Below are 20357 nucleotides of genomic sequence, written 5' to 3'. Positions count from 1 at the left end.
TTACTAATATATCAAATATTCTATATATTCCTAATGTTATATAAAATTAAATTGACAAATATATGAAGCGGTCATTAGAATTTAGTCATCGAACAGTGAAGAGCTGTTTAAAAGTAGGGGGGAAGTAAATGCCGTTACAAAATAAGCATCTAGCAGTTGTGTTACAAAATACATATTTACCGTTTATTTTTGAAGAAGCAGAAGCTCTCGGAATTAAAGTGACGTTTTTTTATAACCAGGAAGAAGTAGAACCTAAGCATCTTAAAAACGCACAAAATTTCATACCCATCGATTTATTTCACACCCCAGACAAAGCTCTTGAGATTATTAAAGCAGAGCATCACAAAAATCCTTTTGACGGCATTATGACATTATATGAGCCTGCATTAGAGTTTGTATCTCAGCTGACAGAAGAATTAAACTTACCTGGTTTATCACCGTTTGTGATTAGTAACTGTCGCAACAAACAGAAGATGAGAGAGGTTTTGAAAGATAATGATCTTAACACTCCGTATTTTAAAGAGGTTGAAAATACGGAGGAATTAAAGAATCTTTCACTGCCTTATCCTGTCGTAGTAAAACCTTCTAACGGATTTTCCAGTCAAGGTGTATCACGAGCGAATAATAAAAAAGAACTGATTGACAGCATAGAAAAAGTGAGACGCGTAAATGAAGAAGACCTAAGTAAATTCACAAAAAATAAAACGGGCATGGTAATTGAACAATTTATAGACGGGCCAGAGTTTGCTATTGAAACGTTCTCTGTAGAAGGGGAAGTTTATGTACTTTCTATAGGTTATAAAGGAAATTCCAAAGGACCTTTCTTTGAAGAAGGTGTTTATATAGCTCCAGCTCAGCTAGAAGAAAACGTTTGGCAATCTATTGCACGAGAAGCAGCTAGAGCAGCAAATGCTTTAGGGATTGAGGATGGCCCGGCTCATATTGAATTACGCCTGGATCCAGCGGGAAAACCTTATGTAATTGAAATAGGAGCGCGCATTGGAGGATCTGGGATTTCTCATTATATCGTAAAGGAAAGTACAGGTATTAACTATATGGAGCTAGTTTTTTACTATGTATTAGGATTAAAACCTCCTGTATTAAAAAATGAAAGAAAACGAAAGAAAGTGGTGGGCAACTACATTATCCCTGTGCAAGGCTATGGGATTTTTAAAGAAATTCGAGGCTTAGAAGACGTGCGTAGAGATACTGAAGTAAAAAGGGTTATTCAATTTATAACTAAAGGGACAGACATTTTACCATATCCGCACTTTTCAGGTTACCCTGGATTTATTTTAACCACTCATGACTCTTATTCCGACTGTGAGCAGTATTACAGCTATTTAGATAACAAAGTAAAAATCGTTTATAAAAATAAAGTAAACGCATAGGGGGTATCAAAGGCTATGATAGTTGCAGAGTCGTCTAGTAAGAAAAATAAGCAGCTTCAAAAAATTAGCATTATCCATACCTTAGGGCCTGAAGGAACAAATTGTGAAAAAGCAGGCTATCTATGGTTCGAACGCCAAAGCATACAAGGTCAGGTCTTTTTACATCAAACGTTGGAAGAAGCTTTAGTTCATGTGAAAGAAACAGAGAGTTCTGCTCTTCTAGGCTGCGCGGTATATCCTTACTTACATGATATTGTGTTCAAAAACTTAACTAGTTTAGAGCTAGTAGATAGCTTTATTATGCCAACGTATAACATGGTGCTTGCCTCAAAAGAAGAGGTGATAACAAACAATAACCTGTTAATTGCTTCACATCCTGCCCCTGTTGATTTAGCTCATTCCATCAGTCCTAATGTTCAGTTAGTAAATAGTAATGCTCAAGCGGCGATTGATTGCTTAGAAGGAAAGGTAGACGCATGTATTACAACGAGTAAAGCCGCTAACGAGCAGGGGTTAACAGTTGTAAAAGATTTTGGAGAAGTGCCGATGTGTTTTACGCTCCACGGAAGAAAATAGGCTTAACTTTAAAAAAGAAATAAGGTGAAACAGTGATTTCTAAATTAACCCGTATTCATGTACATCTTTTGTTTTGTCTATTAGCCGTCATCGGGGGAACGACATGGGCTTTTCAAAAGACTGGATTAAAGGATAGCTTGCCTCTATGGTCAGCAGGTATGAGGTTTTTAATTGCTAGTTTAATAATTGCCCTCTACCTCTTACTCACAAAAAAAATGGCCATTTCAAAAGAAGTAGTAATTATTTCAGCATTAAACGGAATTTTGTACTTTGCTCTACCGTTTGGTTCTGTTTATTGGGCATCCGTCTATTTGCCAAGCGGGCTTGTTTCCGTTTTAGCTGCCAGCATTTCAGTGTTTGCCCTTTTATTTAATCGCTTATTTAAAGGAACACCAGCTACAAAAGGACAAAAGATAGGTGTAGTCATGTGCTTAATTGGTATGAGCGTTGTATTTGGAAATCAGCTGTTTATACAGGGGAATGTGATTCAAATAGTAGCCATGATTGTCATTTTAATGGCTATGCTAGGTTCTGCTTTTATAACTGTTCAAGTTCAATCTCGCATAAAATCCTTGCCTATTATGACCTTTAATTCTTTTTCGATGCTAAGTGGAGGCGCTTGTTTACTGATTGTTAGTTTGTTTGTAGAAAATGGAAACCGCACTTTCTCTGGTATTAGTCTTATCTCATTATTATATTTGGCCATTATAGGGTCGGTCTTGGGGTTTTCTATTAATATTTATTTATTAAAAAAATGGCATATATCAAAAGCAACGGCGCATTTATTTATTTCACCGGTTATCGCCTTATATGTAGGGTTTGTCTTTTTAGGTGAAACATTAAACAAACAGGTCTATATAGGTACAGCATTTGTAATAGCAGGGGTTATATTTATTAACTTGAAAAAGCAAGTAGAGAAAAACACAAATAACTCTACTCTTACATCATCTAAAAATATTTCTGCTAAGTAGCTGTTCTAAAAAAGGAGGGTTTTAATCATGTTAACAAAAAATCATACCCAAAGTTTAGTGGAGTTATTAAACGATAAAATAGTACCTGCTCTATATGAGATAAGAAAATATCAGGGCCCAAATGGAGAGGTCAAAAGAAATTACGAAAAAGCTAGAGAACTCTTATTAAAAGTAGTTGCTGAAACTGAAACAATATATAACTCTTTAAATTTACCTGTAGTGTGGAATGCATTAAAAAATGACGTATGTGATTGGATTGAAAGAGGACTCGATCAAGCTCCTTATTTTGATCAAACGTTAATTGCTTATAGCCCGCCTGCAAACGGGGAGGCGACGTTCTTTTTAGGACCGATTGTAACGCCTAATGGCCCTACAAAAAGAGGGTTTTATTTAGAAGCCTTTATCGCCGTTCGTGATGAACCTGAAATCATGAAATCCATTGAAGCAGACCTTCCTCATCCTAAAAATGGATGTGAATCTTTAAAGCTGTTAGCTGGTACTCAAGGATTTATGGAAGGGAAGTGTATTGTATTTTTCCCTGAGAATGTAAAAACAAAAGAAAAGGTAACAAGTCAAAACTTCGCGATATTTTTCTTTAATAAATTTCACAGCATATACAATCAGGATACATTAAAAAGAGCGTATTCTATCTTTCCTGATTTTAACTTTAAATCTCATACTATGAATAGAGAAGACACTTATCAGGCAAGGGTGATTTGGGGATATCTGCATGATTATTACCATCACTGCGGAAATAAACCTTTTGACCAACATATACAGGCGAAAATGAATTTTTTTGCAGGCATACTAGAAGAAGTTAAAGTAGATTGCCAGACGGTGCTGACTCTTCATAAAAGAAAATATCCTTTTTGGGAGGAGATAACGGAATTTGTTCTCTTTGAACGACTTTTAAGATACCCTAGTCAGCATAATGCACCCCGAAACTTTGATTCTGGAACAGGATTTTTTCTTTTTAGCTGGTTAGTTGCAAATGGGCGTTCAATATCCCGAAAAGGAGACCATGCTTATTTAGATTTAGACATATGCTTAAAAGAACTGGATCTTTTAGTAAAAGAAATTGAAGAACTTGAAACGATTCAAAGTGACCTTGACTATAAAGAAGATGCTGAACATTATGTTCGAAAATACTTATTACCTAGTGAGAACGATGATAAATTTATTATCCCGGACAATTACTTTATTAATCAGCAAAATAAAAAGATTGAAGTTCCATACTTACTATTCGATGACCATAATCTTTAAGGAGAAGGTGCACTAGTGACTGCTTTGCATTTAAGTAAAATAGGAAACAAAATGACTAATAAAGTAGGCGTTCGCGCTATTATGCATGATATCCAAGAAGTGCTCAATTCCAATCTTAATCAATATGTGAATTTAAGTGCTGGCAACCCCGCCATTCTCCCTCAAGTTTATGAAATGTGGGAAGAAGCTTTAAAGGATATTGTGAACGACAAACAATTAAAAAATTTGATTAGCCAATATGGTTCTAGTTACGGTACGCATGAATTAATTGATTGCATAAGAGAATATTTCTTTACGAATTATCATATTAAACTGGACAGAGAACAAGTCTTGATCACTTCGGGAAGTCAAAATCTCTTTTTTTTAGCTTTAAATTCGTTTTGCGGTACAAGTAAAGAAGGAAGAGTAAAAAAAGCATTAATACCTATGCTGCCAGATTACGCTGGGTATAGTGGAGTCGCGCTTGAGGAAGGTGTAATAGAAGGAATTCCTCCTATCCTCTCAAAGCTTGATCATCATACGTTTCGTTATGAATTTAACAAACAAGCATTTAAAGATAAAATAGCTCAGGACCCAGACGTCGGAGCTGTTGTATTATCAAGACCTAATAACCCAAGCGGCAACATTCTTTCTGAAGAATCCGTACAGCTTATATCCCAAGTGTGCAAGGACTATCACATTCCATTGCTAATTGATTCAGCTTACGCACCGCCTTTTCCTGCTATTAATTTTATTGAAATGGATCCAATCATACATGATAATATCATTCACTGCATGAGTCTTTCTAAAGTCGGATTGCCTGGGGAGAGAATAGGAATTGCTATAGGAAAAAGTGACTTCATAAAAGTAATGGAAGCATTTCAATCAAATATTTTGATTCACTCTTCTAGGTTAGGTCAGCGAATGGTGGTTAGCACCTTAAAAAGCGGGCAGTTAGCCGGAATTTCAGCTAACCATATAAGAACTCATTATAAACAAAAACATGACTATTTAAAAAATCTTTTAACTATACGTATGCCGGATGATATTCCTTGGTATTTGCACAAAGCGGAAGGTTCGTTATTTGGTTGGCTTTGGTTAGAAGGTTTGCCTTTCAGTGATACCGATCTATACAATAAATTAAAAGCAGAAAACTTGATTGTAGTGCCAGGCGGGTCATTCTTTCACGGTAGCCAATCTTCTTCTCACAACCGGGAGTGCATTCGCATAAGTCTTACTGCTGCAGATGAGGAGTTAAAGAAAGGAATTGATATTCTTTCTTCAGTAGTTAAGGAAATATACAGTTCAAACTTTATATTTCAAACAGAAAAAATATAATTTCTTTAAGATTTAGAAGTGCAACTAATACGTAATCATAAAAGGTCCAGTTTTATAAGCTAAAGATTGTTTGAAGAAGACAATAACATCCAATTTCTTTTGGAACTGGATAATTTTTTGTAATGAAAGACTCCTATATTTCTGCTAGCATATGAACCACGTCAAGAAATAGCAAGGAGGCTTTTTATTTTTATGATAAAGAAACTAGTGATTGCTATAGCAATGCTTATCCCAAGTTTTGGTGCAGGTTACTCAGCATTTGCTGCAGCGCCCGCTCATGAACAGCACATTCAGGTAAATAAAAATGATAAAGAATTATTAGCTCGTCTTGTATCAGCTGAAGCCAAAGGAGAGCCTTATGCAGGCAAAGTAGCCGTGGCGACAGTTGTATTAAACAGAGTCGACAGCAGCAAATTCCCGGACACTGTAAAAGGCGTTATTTATCAAAAAGGTCAGTATAGTCCGGTCAGCAACGGTCAAATTAATAAACCTGCAGACACAGATTCAAAAAAAGCTGTAGAAGAAGCAATTAACTTCCAAGGTCAAGGAAAAGGTTCATTATTCTTCTTTAATCCTGATAAAACGGGAGATCAATGGCTGCGCCAAAAACAAGAAACAATTAAAATAGGACATCATGTATTTGCAAAATGATGAAAAAGCTAATGGCTAGCTGCGCGCTGCTATTAGCTTTTTTAGTTATGTACATAAAATAAACAGTAGAACAACCTTTAAAATTAGAATTTTATGGTAAAATATAAGAAGTCATTCATACTTAAAAATATGAGGTGATAACGTGAAAGAGAATATGATGTTTGCTTGGATAGCTTCATGGTTAGTTCTTGCTGGTCAGCTCGTTTTTTCTATGGGAGTAGCGCTTTTTACAGGGGATTGGCGCTATATGATGTGGAGTTTTATGATAAGCATAATTGTAGGTATACCTAGTATCATTGGTACCTATAAACGAAATCAGCAGCTAAAAGCATACAAAAAATAAGGAATATCGTATTGAAATGAGCTATGAAAGACTTAGAGAAATCCTCTGAGTCTTTTTTGTTTGGGCATAAAAAGACATGAATCGTACTCCGTTCTTCTAAAAAAAGTGCTTTTTACATAGTTTATCAATACAGAAAATTTGATAAACACGCGGAGGAGTAAACATGCAGAAGCAGCCTAATTTTTTGTTAATTTTCGTGGACGAGGAGCGATTTCCACCCTTATATGAAAGTAAAGAACTAAAAAAGTGGCGAAAAAAACATTTAAAAGCACATGAATTTTTAAAACAGCATGGAATGGAATTTACCCGTCACTACGTCGGTTCTACAGCCTGTTCACCAAGTCGAGCTACATTGTTTACAGGGCAGTATCCTTCCTTGCACGGAGTTACGCAAACGCAAGGTATCGCAAAGAAGTCACAAGATCCTGATATGTTTTGGCTGCAGCCTAATACCGTCCCGACGATGGGAGATTATTTTAAGCAGGCTGGGTATCAAACCTTTTATAAAGGAAAATGGCACATTTCTGATGAGAACATCTTAATTCCAGGAACACATAACGTTTTTTCTAGCTACCAGATGCAAACAGGAATACCGGATCTAGAGAAAGAGTGCCTCTATCAACAGGCTAATAAGCTTGAAAAGTTTGGGTTTTCAGGGTGGATTGGTCCAGAACCGGAAGGGAGAAACCCGCACAATTCTGGTTCATCCGCGGCCGTTGGAGTGAGCGGACGAGACGAAATATATGCAGAGGAAATCATAGAGCTTATTCAACGATTAGAACATCAAGCGACTGCGCAGCCTTGGCTCATGGTAGCTTCGTTTGTGAACCCGCATGACATTGCGCTGTTTGGAGCGATTACCAAACACCTTCCTATGTTTCAGTTTTCTATTGATGAGACGATTCCGAACATCGATCCGCCACCTACCATTAGAGAATCTTTGCAAACAAAGCCTAGCGCTCAAAGCAGCTATAAATACATCTATCCAAAAGCGCTGCAGCCGACGCCAAATTCTAGCTTCTACCGGCGCTTGTATTATCAGCTGCAAAAAAATGTTGATAAACAAATTTTAAAAGTTCTTCGGACCATCGAACAATCTTCGTTCTATGAAAATACAATTATTATTTTTACCTCTGATCATGGTGATTTGCTTGGAGCTCACGGGGGACTACATCAAAAATGGTACAACATGTATGAAGAATCTATTCACGTTCCGCTTCTCATTCACAACAAATGTTTATTTCCCAATTATCAACGTACAGACCTGATGACTAGTCACGTTGACTTGATCCCGACAATACTTAGTTTAGCTAATATCGATGCTTCCGCTGTTCAAAAGCAATTACAAAAAAGTCATACGGAAGTACATCCATTTGTTGGGCGAGACCTGTCAGGTATACTTCGAGGAGAATCGTCTCTTGAGCAAGTGCAAACACCGATTTTCTTCATGACGGATGATGACCCGACAAAAGGACTTCACCAAACAAATTTTTTAGGAGAAAGCTACCCGTCAGTTGTTCAGCCTAATCACATTCAAGCGGTCATTGTCGAGTTTTCGTCAGCGGCAGGAAAGGAAATTTGGAAATACGCTCGCTATCATGATAATCCGCAATTTTGGTCAGCAGCTGAAGAAAAAGATAAAGTCAATCACCGGGAGCAATATGAAGGTTACCCTGTAAGTTTTACTACCCTTAAAACAACACGTGTTCCCGATCAAATTGAAATGTACAATTTGACCAAGGATCCGTTAGAAACAGTAAATCTGGCTCACCCGTATTTTTCGACAAATGAAACAAGGAAAGTTCAGCGGCAGCTTGATGTTATTCTTAAAGAACAAATCAGGAAAAAACGGATTTTTCCGCAAAGTGGAAGCATGAATGATGAGCTTCCCTCTAAAGATAGATAAAAAATAGTTTCTACGGATTGAAGTCAACTATTTGGGTGAGCAGAAAAAGATGTATTTAATATTTTAGTATATAAATAAAAAACCTGATAATGCTTGTGCTATGTTATTTGTTCTGATTTGGGATAGTATTGGGTTTCACTTCGTTAATACCGCTTAGATAAAACAAATAAGGACTTATAGTATCTTTCTTTTTCGCCTTTATTGTTATGAAAATAAAGGTGAAAATAAGTATGAAATGTAGTCGTTAATAGTATAATAAAAAACTTTTTCAGTCCGTGTATTCTTAAGTAACTTTTCAAAAATTTAAGCATAAAGTAATTCTATACCATTGAAAAATAAAAAATTACTTCTTGACTTCTGTTAAATTTATACATTATAATCGCTTTTAACAACTAATAAACAGTATTTGGCAATGAAAAGGACACGAATTAGATGCTGTTTTCTTCGCAGAGAATAGGGCCACTGGCTGAGAGCCCTTAAGAAATCATCTAATTTACCACCTTAGAGCTATTGCAGGGAACGTGCATAACTGAAACTGCAATCGGTAAAACCGTTATCTTTTTAAGCGTAAAATACGTATGGGTATTTTACGGAATTAGGGTGGTACCACGGCCGCATTCGTCCCTTCACTAGGGATGAGTGCGGTTTTTTATGTAGAAAAAAAGAATATACAAGCAATGAAAAGGACATGAATCATTTTTGAATTTTCTTTACAGAGAGTAGGGTCACTGGCTGAGAACCCTTAGAAAACGAAATGAATTTACCACCTTGGAGCTGCGGCGGGGAATGTGTATACACTGAAACCGCAACCGGTAAAACCGTTATCTTTTTAAGCGTAAAATACGTATGGGTATTTTACGGAATTAGGGTGGTACCACGGCCGCATTCGTCCCTTTACTAGGGATGAGTGCGGTTTTTTTGTTAAATAAAAACATATTGGAGGAATGAACATGTCAAAACAAATGGAAGCAGAAAAGCGAAATCATCAAAAATTAGGTCAAGAACTGGAGCTGTTTATGTCAATAGAAGAAGCTCCTGGTATGCCATTTTTCTTACCTAACGGAATGATTATTCGAAACGAGTTAGAGAACTACTGGAAACAAAAGCATTATAAAGCAGGCTATCAAGAGATAAAAACACCCATCATGATGAAACAGGAGCTGTGGGAACAATCAGGGCACTGGGAGCACTATCATGAGAATATGTATTTTTCAAATGTTGACGAACAAAACTATGCGATTAAACCGATGAATTGTCCGGGAGCCATTTTATTGTTTAGCAGCAAGCGAAGAAGCTACCGAGAACTTCCGATTCGATACGCAGAGCTTGGATTAGTTCACCGTCACGAGCTTTCTGGGTCTTTAAACGGATTGCTAAGAGTCCGTTCATTCACACAGGACGACGCTCATTTATTCGTAGAACTCAGTCAGATCGAAGCTGAGATTAGCCGCATTCTAGCGTTTATCCATGACTTTTACTCACATTTTGGCTTCGATTACAAAGTGGAGCTATCCACACGACCTGAAAAATTCATGGGAAATATTGAAACATGGAACCAAGCAGAAAAGTCGCTTCAATCTGTGTTAAGTGAAAAAGGCTTAGACTATCAGGTGAATGAAGGAGACGGAGCTTTTTATGGGCCGAAAATCGATTTTCATATTTTAGATTCCTTAGGTCGCAGCTGGCAGTGCGGAACAGTTCAGCTTGATTTCTTAATGCCAGAGAAGTTTGACTGTATGTATATTGGAGAAGACAATAAACCTCATCGTCCCGTAATGATTCACCGCGCTATATACGGTTCCGTTGAACGATTTATGGCCATCTTGATTGAACATTACGAAGGTCAATTTCCTCTTTGGTTAGCTCCTGTTCAACTCAAACTATTGCCTATTGCACCGCCGCATGTGGAATATGCATATAAAGTGAAACACGAGCTGGAGTTAAAAGGGTATCGTGTTGAAGTAGACGATCGCATTGAAAAAATAGGGCTGAAAATTCGAGAAGCAGAAATGCAGAAAGTTCCTTATATGGCCGTGATAGGAGATAAAGAAGTGGAAAATGAATCGCTTGCTATGCGAAAGCACGGGAAGAAAAATATAGGAACAGTAAGTGTGGAAGAGGCAGCTGTACACTTGAATAAAGAAAAGAATTCAAACAGAGTTTATTGAAGCTATTTACCTTACTAAATAGAAAAATCCGATTTTTTTAAGTCGGATAGTGATTCCCTTCATCTTGTCTTACACCAAAATGAAGGGAATATTGAACTAGAAGGGTATAAGATAATATATATCAGCAGTATAACTTTTGCCTTAGACAAACGCCGGTATTTTATAAAAAAATTTATCTTATTCCATTCGAATCGTTTGTACGGGATGAAGCTGAAGCCTCATCTGATGGTTTGTTCATGTTCTGCTGATCTCGCTTTTTTTTAGAAGGAGAGTAAAAAAGAAATTTAAACATAAAGTACACTCCTAATGCTAGTAAAATACAGCCAATAAGTAAGTTAAGCATCTCTCTCCGCCCTTCATACACTTCAGTTTTCATCATTATAACACCCGGTAAGATAAAACATTCATTGTTCTGTAAATAATCTCTAGGTCAGGAATTTATATCTGAAGATAGTTAGTAAAAAAGTTATCTAAAAACACATAAAATAATTTTTTAGAATATTATTTTTATTCAAACTTATTATACATAAGCACAATGATAATCTCTTTATTTAGTTTATAAATCCAAAATAGAGCAATATTAAGAAATCGCTTACAAAAACTCTTGAAATATATATAATGATATTAGTATACTAATAGACAAGTTAGTAATTATTTCTATATAATTACTTCTGTATCTGAAGTAAAAACGCGCAGCCAAATAGGGAAAACGTCATTTTCAAGTTTTTTTAAGGGATGAGTGGCAACAGAGAGGAGAGAGTGCAATGGGAAAACTATTTAAAAAGAAGTCAATCGAGCAATTATTAGAACAAAGTCAAAACAAATCTCTAGTCAAAACATTAGGAGCATTCGATTTGACTCTTCTTGGTATTGGAGCCGTAATAGGAACAGGGGTTTTAGTATTAACAGGCTTAGTAGCTGCTAACGATGCTGGACCAGCCGTTATTTTTTCTTTTATATTGGCTTCTATTGTATGCGGTTTTGCAGCGCTGTGCTATGCGGAATTTGCTTCAACTATACCTGTATCTGGGAGTGTTTACACCTATACATATGCAACCATCGGCGAAGTGGTAGCACACTTAATGGGCTGGACGTTGCTTTCTGTCTATTTGTTAACAATGTCAGCAGTAGCAAATGGATGGTCTTCTTATTTTAACAACTTTTTAGAAGGCTTCGGTTTTTCACTGCCAAAAGAATTGATTACGATCCCTGCAAATGGAGGTCTAGTGAACCTTCCTGCTATTTGTATTACACTTCTTATTACATGGCTGCTTTCAAGAGGAACAAAAGAAAGTAAAAAAGTGAATAACTTTATGGTGCTGGTTAAATTATTTATTATCCTTCTCTTTATTATTGTAGGAGCTTTTTATGTAAAACCGTCTAATTGGACTCCTTTTATGCCTTATGGAATTGAAGGTGTTGTGACAGGGGGCGCGGCCGTATTTTTTGCTTTCTTAGGTTTTGATGCCTTATCTACATCAGCAGAAGAAGTAAAGAATCCGCAGCGCAATTTGCCCATTGGAATTATTAGTTCACTTGTGATCTGCACGATTATTTATGTAGCAGTATGCCTTGTTATGACCGGAGTTGTTTCGTACAAAGAACTGAATGTCCCAGAAGCAATGGCCTATGTTCTCCATTCAGTAGGACAAAATGCAGTGGCAGGAGTTATTGCTGCAGGAGCTGTCATTGGAATCATGGCTGTTATTTTCGCCTACATTTATGCAGCAACACGCATTTTATTCTCCATGAGCCGCGACGGCTTGCTGCCAAAAGCATTTGCTAAAACAAATGAGAAAACAGGAGTTCCGACTCTTTCTACTTGGCTAGTAGGGATTATCGGAGCGTTAATTTCAGGGTTTATTGATCTAAAAGAACTTGCGAATTTAGCAAATATCGGAGCTCTTTTAACTTTCGGCATGGTGGGCGTCAGCATTATCATCTTACGTAAAACGCACCCAACTTTAAAACGTGGATTTACAATGCCGTTTGTACCTGTTTTACCAATTTTATCTGTATTATCTTGTTTATTTTTAATGATTAATCTTCCTAAAACAACATGGCTGTATTTTAGCATATGGATTGTGCTTGGTATATTTGTATATGTCGGTTATTCTCGTAAACACAGTCGATTAACAAGTAAAGAAATGAAAAAAGTGAGTTAAAAGTAAAAAAAGAGCCTTTCAGCAAAGAAAGGCTCTTTTTTTATTTTTTGTTCGGTTGTTAGAGAATTAGGACGATTGTTCACTATGTTTTTTGCGTGTTTCCACAATAAAAAGACAAGTGCTGATAACAAAAGCCGTTCCTACAAAAATGGCGCCGACCCAAGGAAGTGAAGTAAGTCCCATATGGTTAATAATCACGCCCCCGAAAAAGGCGCCAAAAGCATTTCCTAAGTTAGCAAACGAGTGATTCGAAGTAGAAGCTAAAGCAGGTGCTTCCTGTGCTAAGTTCATAATTTTCACTTGAATACCAGGCATTACAGCAAATGCTGCTGCTCCCCAGAAAAAAAGCGTGATAATTGCTGCTGTTGGGCTTTTAACGGTAAACGTAAAAATAGTCAGCACAATACAAAGAAAAGCAAATATACCTACAACCGAAGGCATTAACTTCCAGTCTGCAAGCTTGCCTCCAACAACATTTCCGAGCGTAACGCCGCATCCATATAATACAAGTATCCACGTAACGCTATGTTCACTTACTCCTGTAACATCTTCAAGAAGCGGTGTAATGTACGTAAAAACAGTAAATAAACTGCCGCATCCTATTGCGCTTAAAAGAAGCATCACAAGAAGTTTTGGTTGAGTAAAAGCAGCAAACTGCTGTTTTAGACCCGTTAATTTGTCTTGACCAAGCTTTGGAATAAATAGAATAATACCAATAAATGCAATAATCCCCATGATCGTAATAGCCCCGAATGAAGCTCTCCAGCCTAAGTGTTGCCCAATAAATGTTCCCACAGGAACCCCGATGATATTTGCAATGGTTAAACCTGCCATCATCGTTGCGACAGCACTTGCACGTTTATGAGGTTGTACGAGACGTGAAGCAATAACAGCGCCTACTCCAAAGAAAGTACCGTGACATAATGCCGTAACTAAACGAGCTCCCATTAAAATTCCATAGCTGGGTGCAATAATAGCAATTGCATTTCCGAGAATAAATAAAAGCATAAGTAAACAAAGCAGAAGCTTTTGAGGAAGTCGATGAGTAAAAATGGTTAAAATTGGCGCGCCGATTGCTACTCCTAAAGCATAGCTTGTAATTAGCTGGCCAGCAGTCGAAATGCTAACATGAAGGTCTTCCGCAACGTTAGGCAGTATCCCCATAATAACAAATTCCGTCATTCCAATAGCAAAAGCTCCAAGAGTCAACGAGATGAGAGCAATTGGAAAGGAATCTTTCTTACTGACCTGCTCATTAGCATGCATTGTATTCATGTGTGATCACCCTTTCTGTGTATAAAATTTATATCTCCTTGAAAAGAAGTCAATTACTAATAATACTTAAGTGATGGAGCTTTGACAACCAAAAAAGATGATGTAAGCGGTATCTTTTGGGATTTCTATTTATCTTTATCATATATGAAGACAGTCGGACATAAATTTATTGACAGAATAAAGTTTAGTCCTATAAACTATTTTTAAAGTTGAATAGTTTATACCTATAAACTAAATGAATAAAGGAGAGAAAACAGTGACAAAAAGCAAATTATATCAAGCTGTAGAACTTTTTGAAGAAGTGCTGTTTGTAGGAACAGAAGTAATTCATAGAGAGATCAGCCATAACCTCTTTGAACATGTCTCTAGGCAGCAGTTTGATTTGTTAAATAGTTTAATGATTAAAGGTCCGTCTTCACCTGGCAGTCTTGCAGTCTTGCAAGGTGTTCATAAAAGTGCCATTTCGAATCGAATCAAAAAACTGCTCGAAAAAGGGCTTGTGGAGTGGGACGCTAATGAACTAGAGAGCGATAAACGTTCTAAGCTTATTAAGATTACGGCTGAAGGCGAAAAGGTAATAAATGACGGAAATGCCGCGTGTTTTAGTATCATTGAGAATTTGTTTGATGATGTAGAAGAAGAAAAAATAGATACATTTATTGAAATTCTTACAATGGCAAAAGAAAAGTTAACTACAAAAGGGGAAAGCAAAGAATGAAATTTATTGTGAAATTTAAATGGGTGATTGCGGCCTTCATTTTAGCTTTAACAGTTATATTGATGCTAACGGCACCAAATTTAACAAAGCTCGCAAGTGAAAAAGGACAGTCTCAGCTTCCCGACGATGCCGTTTCATCTAGAGCCAGCCAAATTCTAAAAAATGCCGGAGAAGACAGTAATACCATCAGCATGGTTATCAAGTTAGATAACGCATTAGATAAAGATAGTGAGAAACAAATACAGAAAATCATTGATAAGACAGAGAAAATTAAAGGTGTAAAAGATGTCACAACGCCTTTAACAGATGATCAAGATGTTCGTAATCAATTAATGTCTAAAGACAAAAAAACCGTTTTAGTTCCGGTTACTGTCAGTGGATCGGATGAAAAAGTTGAAAAAATAGCGAATCAGATTTATGATAACGTGCCAAAAGACATTACGGCATATGTAACAGGCGCATCTCTTATTAATCAGGATTTTGCACACAGTTCAGAAGAAGGGTTAAAGAAAACCGAGTTTATTACTATCTTTTTGATTTTAGGTTTGCTTTTACTCGTTTTCCGTTCAGTAGTGACGCCGTTTATTCCTATTTTAATTGTGGGAATCACATACTTAATCAGTCAATCGTTACTAGGGATTTTAGTTAAAAATGTCGATTTTCCAATTTCAACGTTCACGCAAACGTTCTTAGTAGCTATTTTGTTTGGAATTGGTACGGATTACTGCATTCTTTTACTTAATCGTTTCCGTGAAGAATTGGCAAACGGACATGATAAAGTAGAAGCCACGATCACGGCTTATCGGACAGCAGGAAGAACGCTATTTATCAGCGGAATTGCCGTATTTATTGGTTTTGCAGCCATCGGATTTGCCAAATTTGCCATTTTCCAGTCCGCTGTCGGGGTAGCAGTGGGCGTAGGTGTACTGCTAGTCATTTTATTTACTCTGCTTCCACTTTTTATGGTTACACTTGGAGAAAAATTATTTTGGCCGTCTAAAAAAGTGGCTTCTCATAGCGATAATAAGCTGTGGGGCTTTTTAGGAAAAAAGGCAGTGGCGCGACCGTTCGTGTTTGTAGTCATTACAGCCATTATTACCGTGCCTTTTATTGTAACGTACGACTCAAAAGTATCGTTTGACTCTACTGCTGAAATAAGCAGTGATTATAAATCTATAAAAGGACTAAATGCTATCAGTGATGCACTGGGAGAAGGAAAAGCGTTTCCTGTCAATGTTATTATTAAAGGAGATAAAGAGTTAACAAAGGCGGATGTTATTCCTTATTTAGGAAATATCAGCAAAGCAATTGAAAAAGTGGATCACGTGGATTCTGTTATGACTATCACACAGCCTACCGGAGAAAAGATTGATGATTTATATGTTAATTCACAGCTAGGCTCTGTATCAGACGGAATCAAAGATGCTGTTAAAGGAATCGGAGATGTACAAAAAGGATTAAGTGATGTTGAAAAAGGGCTAAATCAAATAGCTGACCAAACGGGTTCTGCTTCTAAAGAGAAATCTGGCGGGTCGCTTGCACCTGCTGCAGACGGATTAGCTCAAATTAATCAACAGCTGCAGCTTGTCAGCACACAGCTCTCTACAACAGGAAATGTGCAGCAAGCGGTCCCGCAGCTTGTTGCAATCAGTAAACAGCTTACTGCCATTCAAACCGGTCTCCAACAAGCAAATGAGAATCTTTCAGCTCAGCAAGGTCAAGTTGGAACGCTATCAGACAGTATCAATCAGTTAGCAAAAGGAGTTAAAAGTGCGAATGACGGACTGACGAAGATCTCAGATGGCTTAACAAAAGCAACAGATATGCTTGATAACATGAGTGACAGCTCAACAGTTAGAGATACGGGTATTTATCTTCCAGCAGAAGTGATGAAAGATAAAGGGTTTAAACAATCCATCGATAACTATTCTTTTGCAGATGGAAAAGGAGTTAAGCTCAGTGTAGTGCTCGATCAAAATCCATATTCTGAAGAAGCCATTTCAACCGTAAAAAATATTGAAAAAGCGGTGGCAAGCGAAGTCGTTGATACGCTGTTTGAGCATACAGAAATTGTGTACGGAGGGGTATCGAGCTCAAATGCGGATTTAAAAGATTTATCTACAACGGATCTTTCACGCACAATGGTTATTATGATGATTGGATTGTTTATTGTGCTGACCATTTTATTCCGTTCAATGATAATGCCTGTATACATGATTGCTTCACTGCTGCTTACGTATTATACAGCAATGGGAATCTCAGAGCTTCTATTCGTGGATATAATGGGGAATGACGGAATCAGCTGGGCCGTGCCATTCTTTAGTTTTGTTATTTTAGTTGCCCTTGGAATTGACTATTCTATTTTCTTGTTAGACCGTTTTAACGAAGAAGTAAAAAGCGGCGTAGCAGTAGGGATGGTTACGTCTATGAGTAAGATGGGGTCGGTTATTATCACTGCTGCTATTATCTTAGCCGGAACGTTTGGGGCTATGATGCCATCGGGTGTATTAACACTTGTTCATGTAGCAACGGTTGTTATTATTGGTCTTTTACTTTATGGCCTTGTCATTCTTCCGCTTCTTATGCCAGCGATTGTCGTAACGCTTGGAGAAGGAAACTGGTGGCCGTTTATTCGGAAAAAAGAAAAATACAAAGTAGAAGAATAACTTGTATATGCTAGCTGTATCAAAAATCAGATACTTGTTAGGAAATAGTGATAAACGCCTGTATAGCGTTAAACATTATATAGGATAAAAATGAAGGATAGATGAGCGTCATAAGAATGCTCTATCTATCCTTTTTGTATTATTGGAAAGCGTGAGTATAGTTTAAAAGCACAATCAAGCAGGTGCTTTTATAAATACACCTAGTCGAATAAAAGACCTCTCATCAGGAAAACCTATAGTCAAAAACATGAGGGAGGTTCTTTTATGAAATTTGTAAATTTCTTCGCTAATCAGCGAGACAAACGACGAGAACAAATGCGCGAAGCAGGAACATGTCCAGATTGCTTAGGGAAACGATTCCACCATATTGGACTTTATTTTGTACATGTTTATGAGTGTCCGAGCTGTCAAGGCAAAGAAGATATGTAATAAAATCTTCAGAAGTAAGGCAAAGGCAGTCTCTATGCAGATTATGATCTGAAACCTTCTTATTTTAGAGAAGGTTTTTATTTTTTTGAAGGTGAACGGTTGCTTGTATGTTTTGTGTTAGCAACCTTTACATATTTATTTTCTGTCTAACTAGATTCGATTAGTATAGTTATTAAGTTACTTTAATGTCTCAAGTTAGCAATTTAAATAAAAAGGAGGAAAGGATGAAGGAAAAAGAGACTCGTAGCTTGCAATACTGTATTTCGAATATTAAATATGAGGAGCTGATGCTAGATGGCAACGTTACATTTAGATAAAGTATATAAAATATATGATAAAAAGAATATCGCAGTAAATGATTTTAACCTTCAGATTAAAGATAAAGAGTTCATTGTATTTGTTGGACCTTCAGGCTGTGGTAAATCTACTACGCTGCGAATGATCGCTGGTCTAGAAACAATTTCAAAAGGTAATTTTTACGTTGATGGAAAGCATATGAACGAAGTAGCTCCAAAAGATCGTAATATCGCTATGGTTTTTCAAAACTATGCTCTTTACCCTCATATGACAGTTCGAGAGAATATGGCATTTGGTTTGAAGTTAAAAAAAATAAAGAGAGATGAAATTGATAGACGTGTAAATGAAGCCGCTAAAATGCTAGGACTAGAGACATATTTAGAGAGAAAACCAAAAGCTTTGTCAGGAGGGCAGCGTCAGCGAGTTGCTTTAGGTCGTGCTATTGTTCGGGAAGCAAAAGTTTTCTTAATGGATGAACCATTATCTAATTTGGATGCGAAGCTGCGAGTACAGATGCGTGCTGAGATTATTAAACTGCATCAAAGGCTGCAAACAACAACAATCTATGTGACGCATGATCAAGTGGAAGCTATGACAATGGCTACTCGCCTAGTTGTTATGAAAGACGGGATTATTCAACAGATCGGAACTCCTCAAGATATTTACAGCCATCCTAGGAATGTATTTGTAGGCAGTTTTATTGGATCGCCCGCAATGAATTTTTTTCGAGGGTATCTCCAAGGCACTTATTTTATAATGGGAAAAACTAAAATACAGCTTCCTGATTTTCTAATACACGCTTTACATTCTCAAGGTCATAATGGGTGCGCGTCCTGAACACATTGTATATCATAAAGAGGATAGTAAGAGAGAGTTGAACAATGAGTTTTGCTTCACTACGACACTAGATATGATAGAGGTACTAGGTGCTGAAACAATTTTATATGCTAGTTTAGAAAAGCAAACGTTTGTCGCTCGAGTGCCTCTTTTATGTGAGTTTGAAGCAGGGGACAAAGGCGCTTTTTCGTTGAATTTAACCTACGTGCATTTCTTTGATGGAGAAACAGAAGAGCGCATTTCTACAAATGTAAATAAAAAAGTTAAATATTCTGATAAATGTATTGACTAGTTAACGATTGCAGTTTAATATAACAACATATAACATTACATAATGTTGTATATCATATTTTATTTAAGGAGTGGGGAAAATGAGCAAAACAGTAGTGAATGTAAAAACTGATGTGCAAGCCGTATTAAACGAATTAAAAAGCAAGCAAATTCGTAATGTGTTTTTCGTCGCATGTGGAGGATCTTCTGCGATCATGTATCCAGCTAAGTATGTACTAGATCGAGAAGCTCAACATATTACATCCGATTTGTATAGCTCGAACGAATTTATCCACCGCAATCCGCAGCAGCTAGGAAAAGACTCCTTAGTTATTTTATGTTCCATGTCAGGAACAACTCCTGAGACTACAGAAGCAGCTAAGTTCGCTAAAAGCAAAGGCGCTTATGCTGTAGCCTTAACAAATGAACCTACTTCACCTTTAGCACACAGCGCAGATATTTTTATTAAGTATGAATGGGGCAATGATATCGATGCTTTTGAAACAAACTTAGGCGTTTTATATCAGCTTGTATTTGGTCTCTTATACGTAGCAGAAAAAAATGATAAGTTTGCAAAGTTAGTTACTAGCTTAGAAAATCTACAGTCTGTTTATGAAAAAGCTCTAGAATACGAAGCGAGCAACGCAAGAAAATTTGCTGAATCACATAAGTCTGAACCGGTTATTTATACAATGGCCAGCGGTTCGAACTATGGAGCAGCATATTCATTCAGCATCTGTATCTTGATGGAAATGCAGTGGATTCATTCTCACGCTATTCACGCTGGAGAGTATTTCCACGGTCCATTCGAAATTATTGATGAAAACGTACCGTTTATCATCTTAGCTGGACTAGACGAAACGAGACCTTTAGAAGAACGCGCCTTATCATTCTCTAAACGATATGGAAAGAAATTAACTGTTCTAGATGCAAAAGCATATGACTTCGAAGGAATTGATAAAGATGTGCAAGGGTATATTGCTCCTCTTGTATTAAACCGTGTACTGCGTCAGTATGCCGAAGAATTAGCTGAAGCACGCAATCATCCTTTAAGTAAAAGACGCTACATGTGGAAAGTAGAATATTAATAATCTCCTAATAAAGATAGAAATCT

General features: G+C 37.0%; 16 protein-coding genes, 1 pseudogene and 2 other annotated features. Of the genes and pseudogenes, 15 read left to right on the top strand and 2 right to left on the bottom strand.

Going from position 1 to position 20357, the window contains the following annotated elements; genetic code table 11:
- Positions 1 to 128: 128 nt before the first annotated feature.
- From ACFX4N_RS02545 to thrS, 9 genes are all read left to right on the top strand, one after another.
- Positions 129 to 1391, top strand: a complete 1263-nt coding sequence (locus ACFX4N_RS02545; RefSeq protein ID WP_192100420.1) for an ATP-grasp domain-containing protein — start codon at positions 129 to 131, stop codon at positions 1389 to 1391.
- Positions 1392 to 1406: 15 nt separating this feature from the next.
- Complete coding sequence (locus ACFX4N_RS02540; RefSeq protein ID WP_028408503.1) at positions 1407 to 1967, top strand: hypothetical protein; 561 nt, start codon at positions 1407 to 1409, stop codon at positions 1965 to 1967.
- A gap of 32 nt (positions 1968 to 1999) precedes the next feature.
- Entirely contained in the window at positions 2000 to 2938 is a 939-nt protein-coding gene (locus tag ACFX4N_RS02535; protein WP_013057086.1) for a DMT family transporter, read from the top strand.
- Positions 2939 to 2965: 27 nt separating this feature from the next.
- Positions 2966 to 4201 carry a DUF6421 family protein gene (locus ACFX4N_RS02530; protein WP_057273194.1) on the top strand — a complete coding sequence of 412 codons (1236 nt, stop codon included), beginning with the start codon at positions 2966 to 2968 and terminating at the stop codon, positions 4199 to 4201.
- Between the two features lie 15 nt (positions 4202 to 4216).
- Entirely contained in the window at positions 4217 to 5518 is a 1302-nt protein-coding gene (locus ACFX4N_RS02525; protein ID WP_029321828.1) for a valine--pyruvate transaminase, read from the top strand.
- A 192-nt stretch (positions 5519 to 5710) separates the two neighbouring features.
- Positions 5711 to 6169 carry a cell wall hydrolase gene (locus ACFX4N_RS02520; RefSeq protein WP_029321830.1) on the top strand — a complete coding sequence of 153 codons (459 nt, stop codon included), beginning with the start codon at positions 5711 to 5713 and terminating at the stop codon, positions 6167 to 6169.
- A gap of 142 nt (positions 6170 to 6311) precedes the next feature.
- A complete protein-coding gene (locus tag ACFX4N_RS02515; RefSeq protein ID WP_192100419.1) occupies positions 6312 to 6512 on the top strand; it encodes a hypothetical protein in 201 nt (66 codons plus the stop codon).
- Positions 6513 to 6675: 163 nt separating this feature from the next.
- On the top strand, positions 6676 to 8418 hold the full coding sequence (locus ACFX4N_RS02510; RefSeq protein ID WP_192100418.1) for a sulfatase family protein: 1743 nt from the start codon (positions 6676 to 6678) through the stop codon (positions 8416 to 8418).
- 403 nt (positions 8419 to 8821) lie between these two features.
- Positions 8822 to 9047, top strand: a binding site (T-box leader).
- Positions 9048 to 9086: 39 nt separating this feature from the next.
- Positions 9087 to 9315: a binding site (T-box leader), on the top strand.
- A gap of 53 nt (positions 9316 to 9368) precedes the next feature.
- Positions 9369 to 10586 carry a threonine--tRNA ligase gene (gene thrS / locus ACFX4N_RS02505; protein ID WP_053487274.1) on the top strand — a complete coding sequence of 406 codons (1218 nt, stop codon included), beginning with the start codon at positions 9369 to 9371 and terminating at the stop codon, positions 10584 to 10586.
- Between the two features lie 172 nt (positions 10587 to 10758).
- On the opposite strand, the gene ACFX4N_RS02500 is transcribed toward thrS, so the two are convergent.
- Positions 10759 to 10962 (bottom strand): hypothetical protein, encoded by a 204-nt coding sequence (locus ACFX4N_RS02500; protein WP_229754606.1) that lies wholly within the window; start codon positions 10960 to 10962, stop codon positions 10759 to 10761.
- Positions 10963 to 11350: 388 nt separating this feature from the next.
- On the opposite strand from ACFX4N_RS02500, the gene ACFX4N_RS02495 reads away from it, so the two are divergent.
- A complete protein-coding gene (locus ACFX4N_RS02495) occupies positions 11351 to 12751 on the top strand; it encodes an amino acid permease (RefSeq protein ID WP_140456818.1) in 1401 nt (466 codons plus the stop codon).
- A 66-nt stretch (positions 12752 to 12817) separates the two neighbouring features.
- Here ACFX4N_RS02495 and ACFX4N_RS02490 read toward each other — a convergent pair whose 3' ends face one another.
- Positions 12818 to 14026 (bottom strand): MFS transporter, encoded by a 1209-nt coding sequence (locus ACFX4N_RS02490; RefSeq protein WP_013057095.1) that lies wholly within the window; start codon positions 14024 to 14026, stop codon positions 12818 to 12820.
- A gap of 256 nt (positions 14027 to 14282) precedes the next feature.
- Between ACFX4N_RS02490 and ACFX4N_RS02485 the strand changes: the two genes are divergently transcribed.
- The 5 genes and pseudogenes from ACFX4N_RS02485 to ACFX4N_RS02465 all read left to right on the top strand — a co-directional run bounded on the left by ACFX4N_RS02485 (position 14283) and on the right by ACFX4N_RS02465 (position 20331).
- The gene (locus ACFX4N_RS02485) at positions 14283 to 14744 is read left to right on the top strand and encodes a MarR family winged helix-turn-helix transcriptional regulator (protein WP_013057096.1); all 462 of its coding nucleotides are present in this window, start codon (positions 14283 to 14285) and stop codon (positions 14742 to 14744) included.
- Positions 14741 to 17410, top strand: coding sequence for an MMPL family transporter (locus ACFX4N_RS02480; protein WP_377260802.1), 2670 nt, complete (start codon positions 14741 to 14743; stop codon positions 17408 to 17410). Before ACFX4N_RS02485 ends, ACFX4N_RS02480 begins: the two co-directional genes overlap by 4 nt.
- Before the next feature lie 264 nt (positions 17411 to 17674).
- Positions 17675 to 17839 (top strand): hypothetical protein, encoded by a 165-nt coding sequence (locus ACFX4N_RS02475; protein ID WP_013057098.1) that lies wholly within the window; start codon positions 17675 to 17677, stop codon positions 17837 to 17839.
- 294 nt (positions 17840 to 18133) lie between these two features.
- A pseudogene (locus tag ACFX4N_RS02470) lies at positions 18134 to 19265 on the top strand (ABC transporter ATP-binding protein).
- 79 nt (positions 19266 to 19344) lie between these two features.
- Positions 19345 to 20331 (top strand): SIS domain-containing protein, encoded by a 987-nt coding sequence (locus ACFX4N_RS02465; RefSeq protein ID WP_013057101.1) that lies wholly within the window; start codon positions 19345 to 19347, stop codon positions 20329 to 20331.
- The last annotated feature ends 26 nt before the right edge of the window (positions 20332 to 20357 follow it).

This window comes from Priestia sp. YIM B13551 (assembly GCF_042787905.1).
Taxonomy (GTDB): domain Bacteria; phylum Bacillota; class Bacilli; order Bacillales; family Bacillaceae_H; genus Priestia.
This window is presented reverse-complemented; position numbering and strand designations above follow the sequence as displayed.

Excerpts from the sequence above, each read along its gene's own strand:
- ACFX4N_RS02545 (WP_192100420.1), top strand. The coding sequence starts at position 129 with ATGCCGTTACAAAATAAGCATCTAGCAGTTGTGTTACAAAATACATAT.
- ACFX4N_RS02540 (WP_028408503.1), top strand. The coding sequence starts at position 1,407 with ATGATAGTTGCAGAGTCGTCTAGTAAGAAAAATAAGCAGCTTCAAAAA.
- ACFX4N_RS02530 (WP_057273194.1), top strand. The coding sequence starts at position 2,966 with ATGTTAACAAAAAATCATACCCAAAGTTTAGTGGAGTTATTAAACGAT.
- ACFX4N_RS02520 (WP_029321830.1), top strand. The coding sequence starts at position 5,711 with ATGATAAAGAAACTAGTGATTGCTATAGCAATGCTTATCCCAAGTTTT.
- ACFX4N_RS02510 (WP_192100418.1), top strand. The coding sequence starts at position 6,676 with ATGCAGAAGCAGCCTAATTTTTTGTTAATTTTCGTGGACGAGGAGCGA.
- thrS (WP_053487274.1), top strand. The coding sequence starts at position 9,369 with ATGTCAAAACAAATGGAAGCAGAAAAGCGAAATCATCAAAAATTAGGT.
- ACFX4N_RS02500 (WP_229754606.1), bottom strand. The coding sequence starts at position 10,962 with ATGAAAACTGAAGTGTATGAAGGGCGGAGAGAGATGCTTAACTTACTT.
- ACFX4N_RS02495 (WP_140456818.1), top strand. The coding sequence starts at position 11,351 with ATGGGAAAACTATTTAAAAAGAAGTCAATCGAGCAATTATTAGAACAA.
- ACFX4N_RS02490 (WP_013057095.1), bottom strand. The coding sequence starts at position 14,026 with ATGAATACAATGCATGCTAATGAGCAGGTCAGTAAGAAAGATTCCTTT.
- ACFX4N_RS02480 (WP_377260802.1), top strand. The coding sequence starts at position 14,741 with ATGAAATTTATTGTGAAATTTAAATGGGTGATTGCGGCCTTCATTTTA.
- ACFX4N_RS02475 (WP_013057098.1), top strand. The coding sequence starts at position 17,675 with ATGAAATTTGTAAATTTCTTCGCTAATCAGCGAGACAAACGACGAGAA.
- ACFX4N_RS02465 (WP_013057101.1), top strand. The coding sequence starts at position 19,345 with ATGAGCAAAACAGTAGTGAATGTAAAAACTGATGTGCAAGCCGTATTA.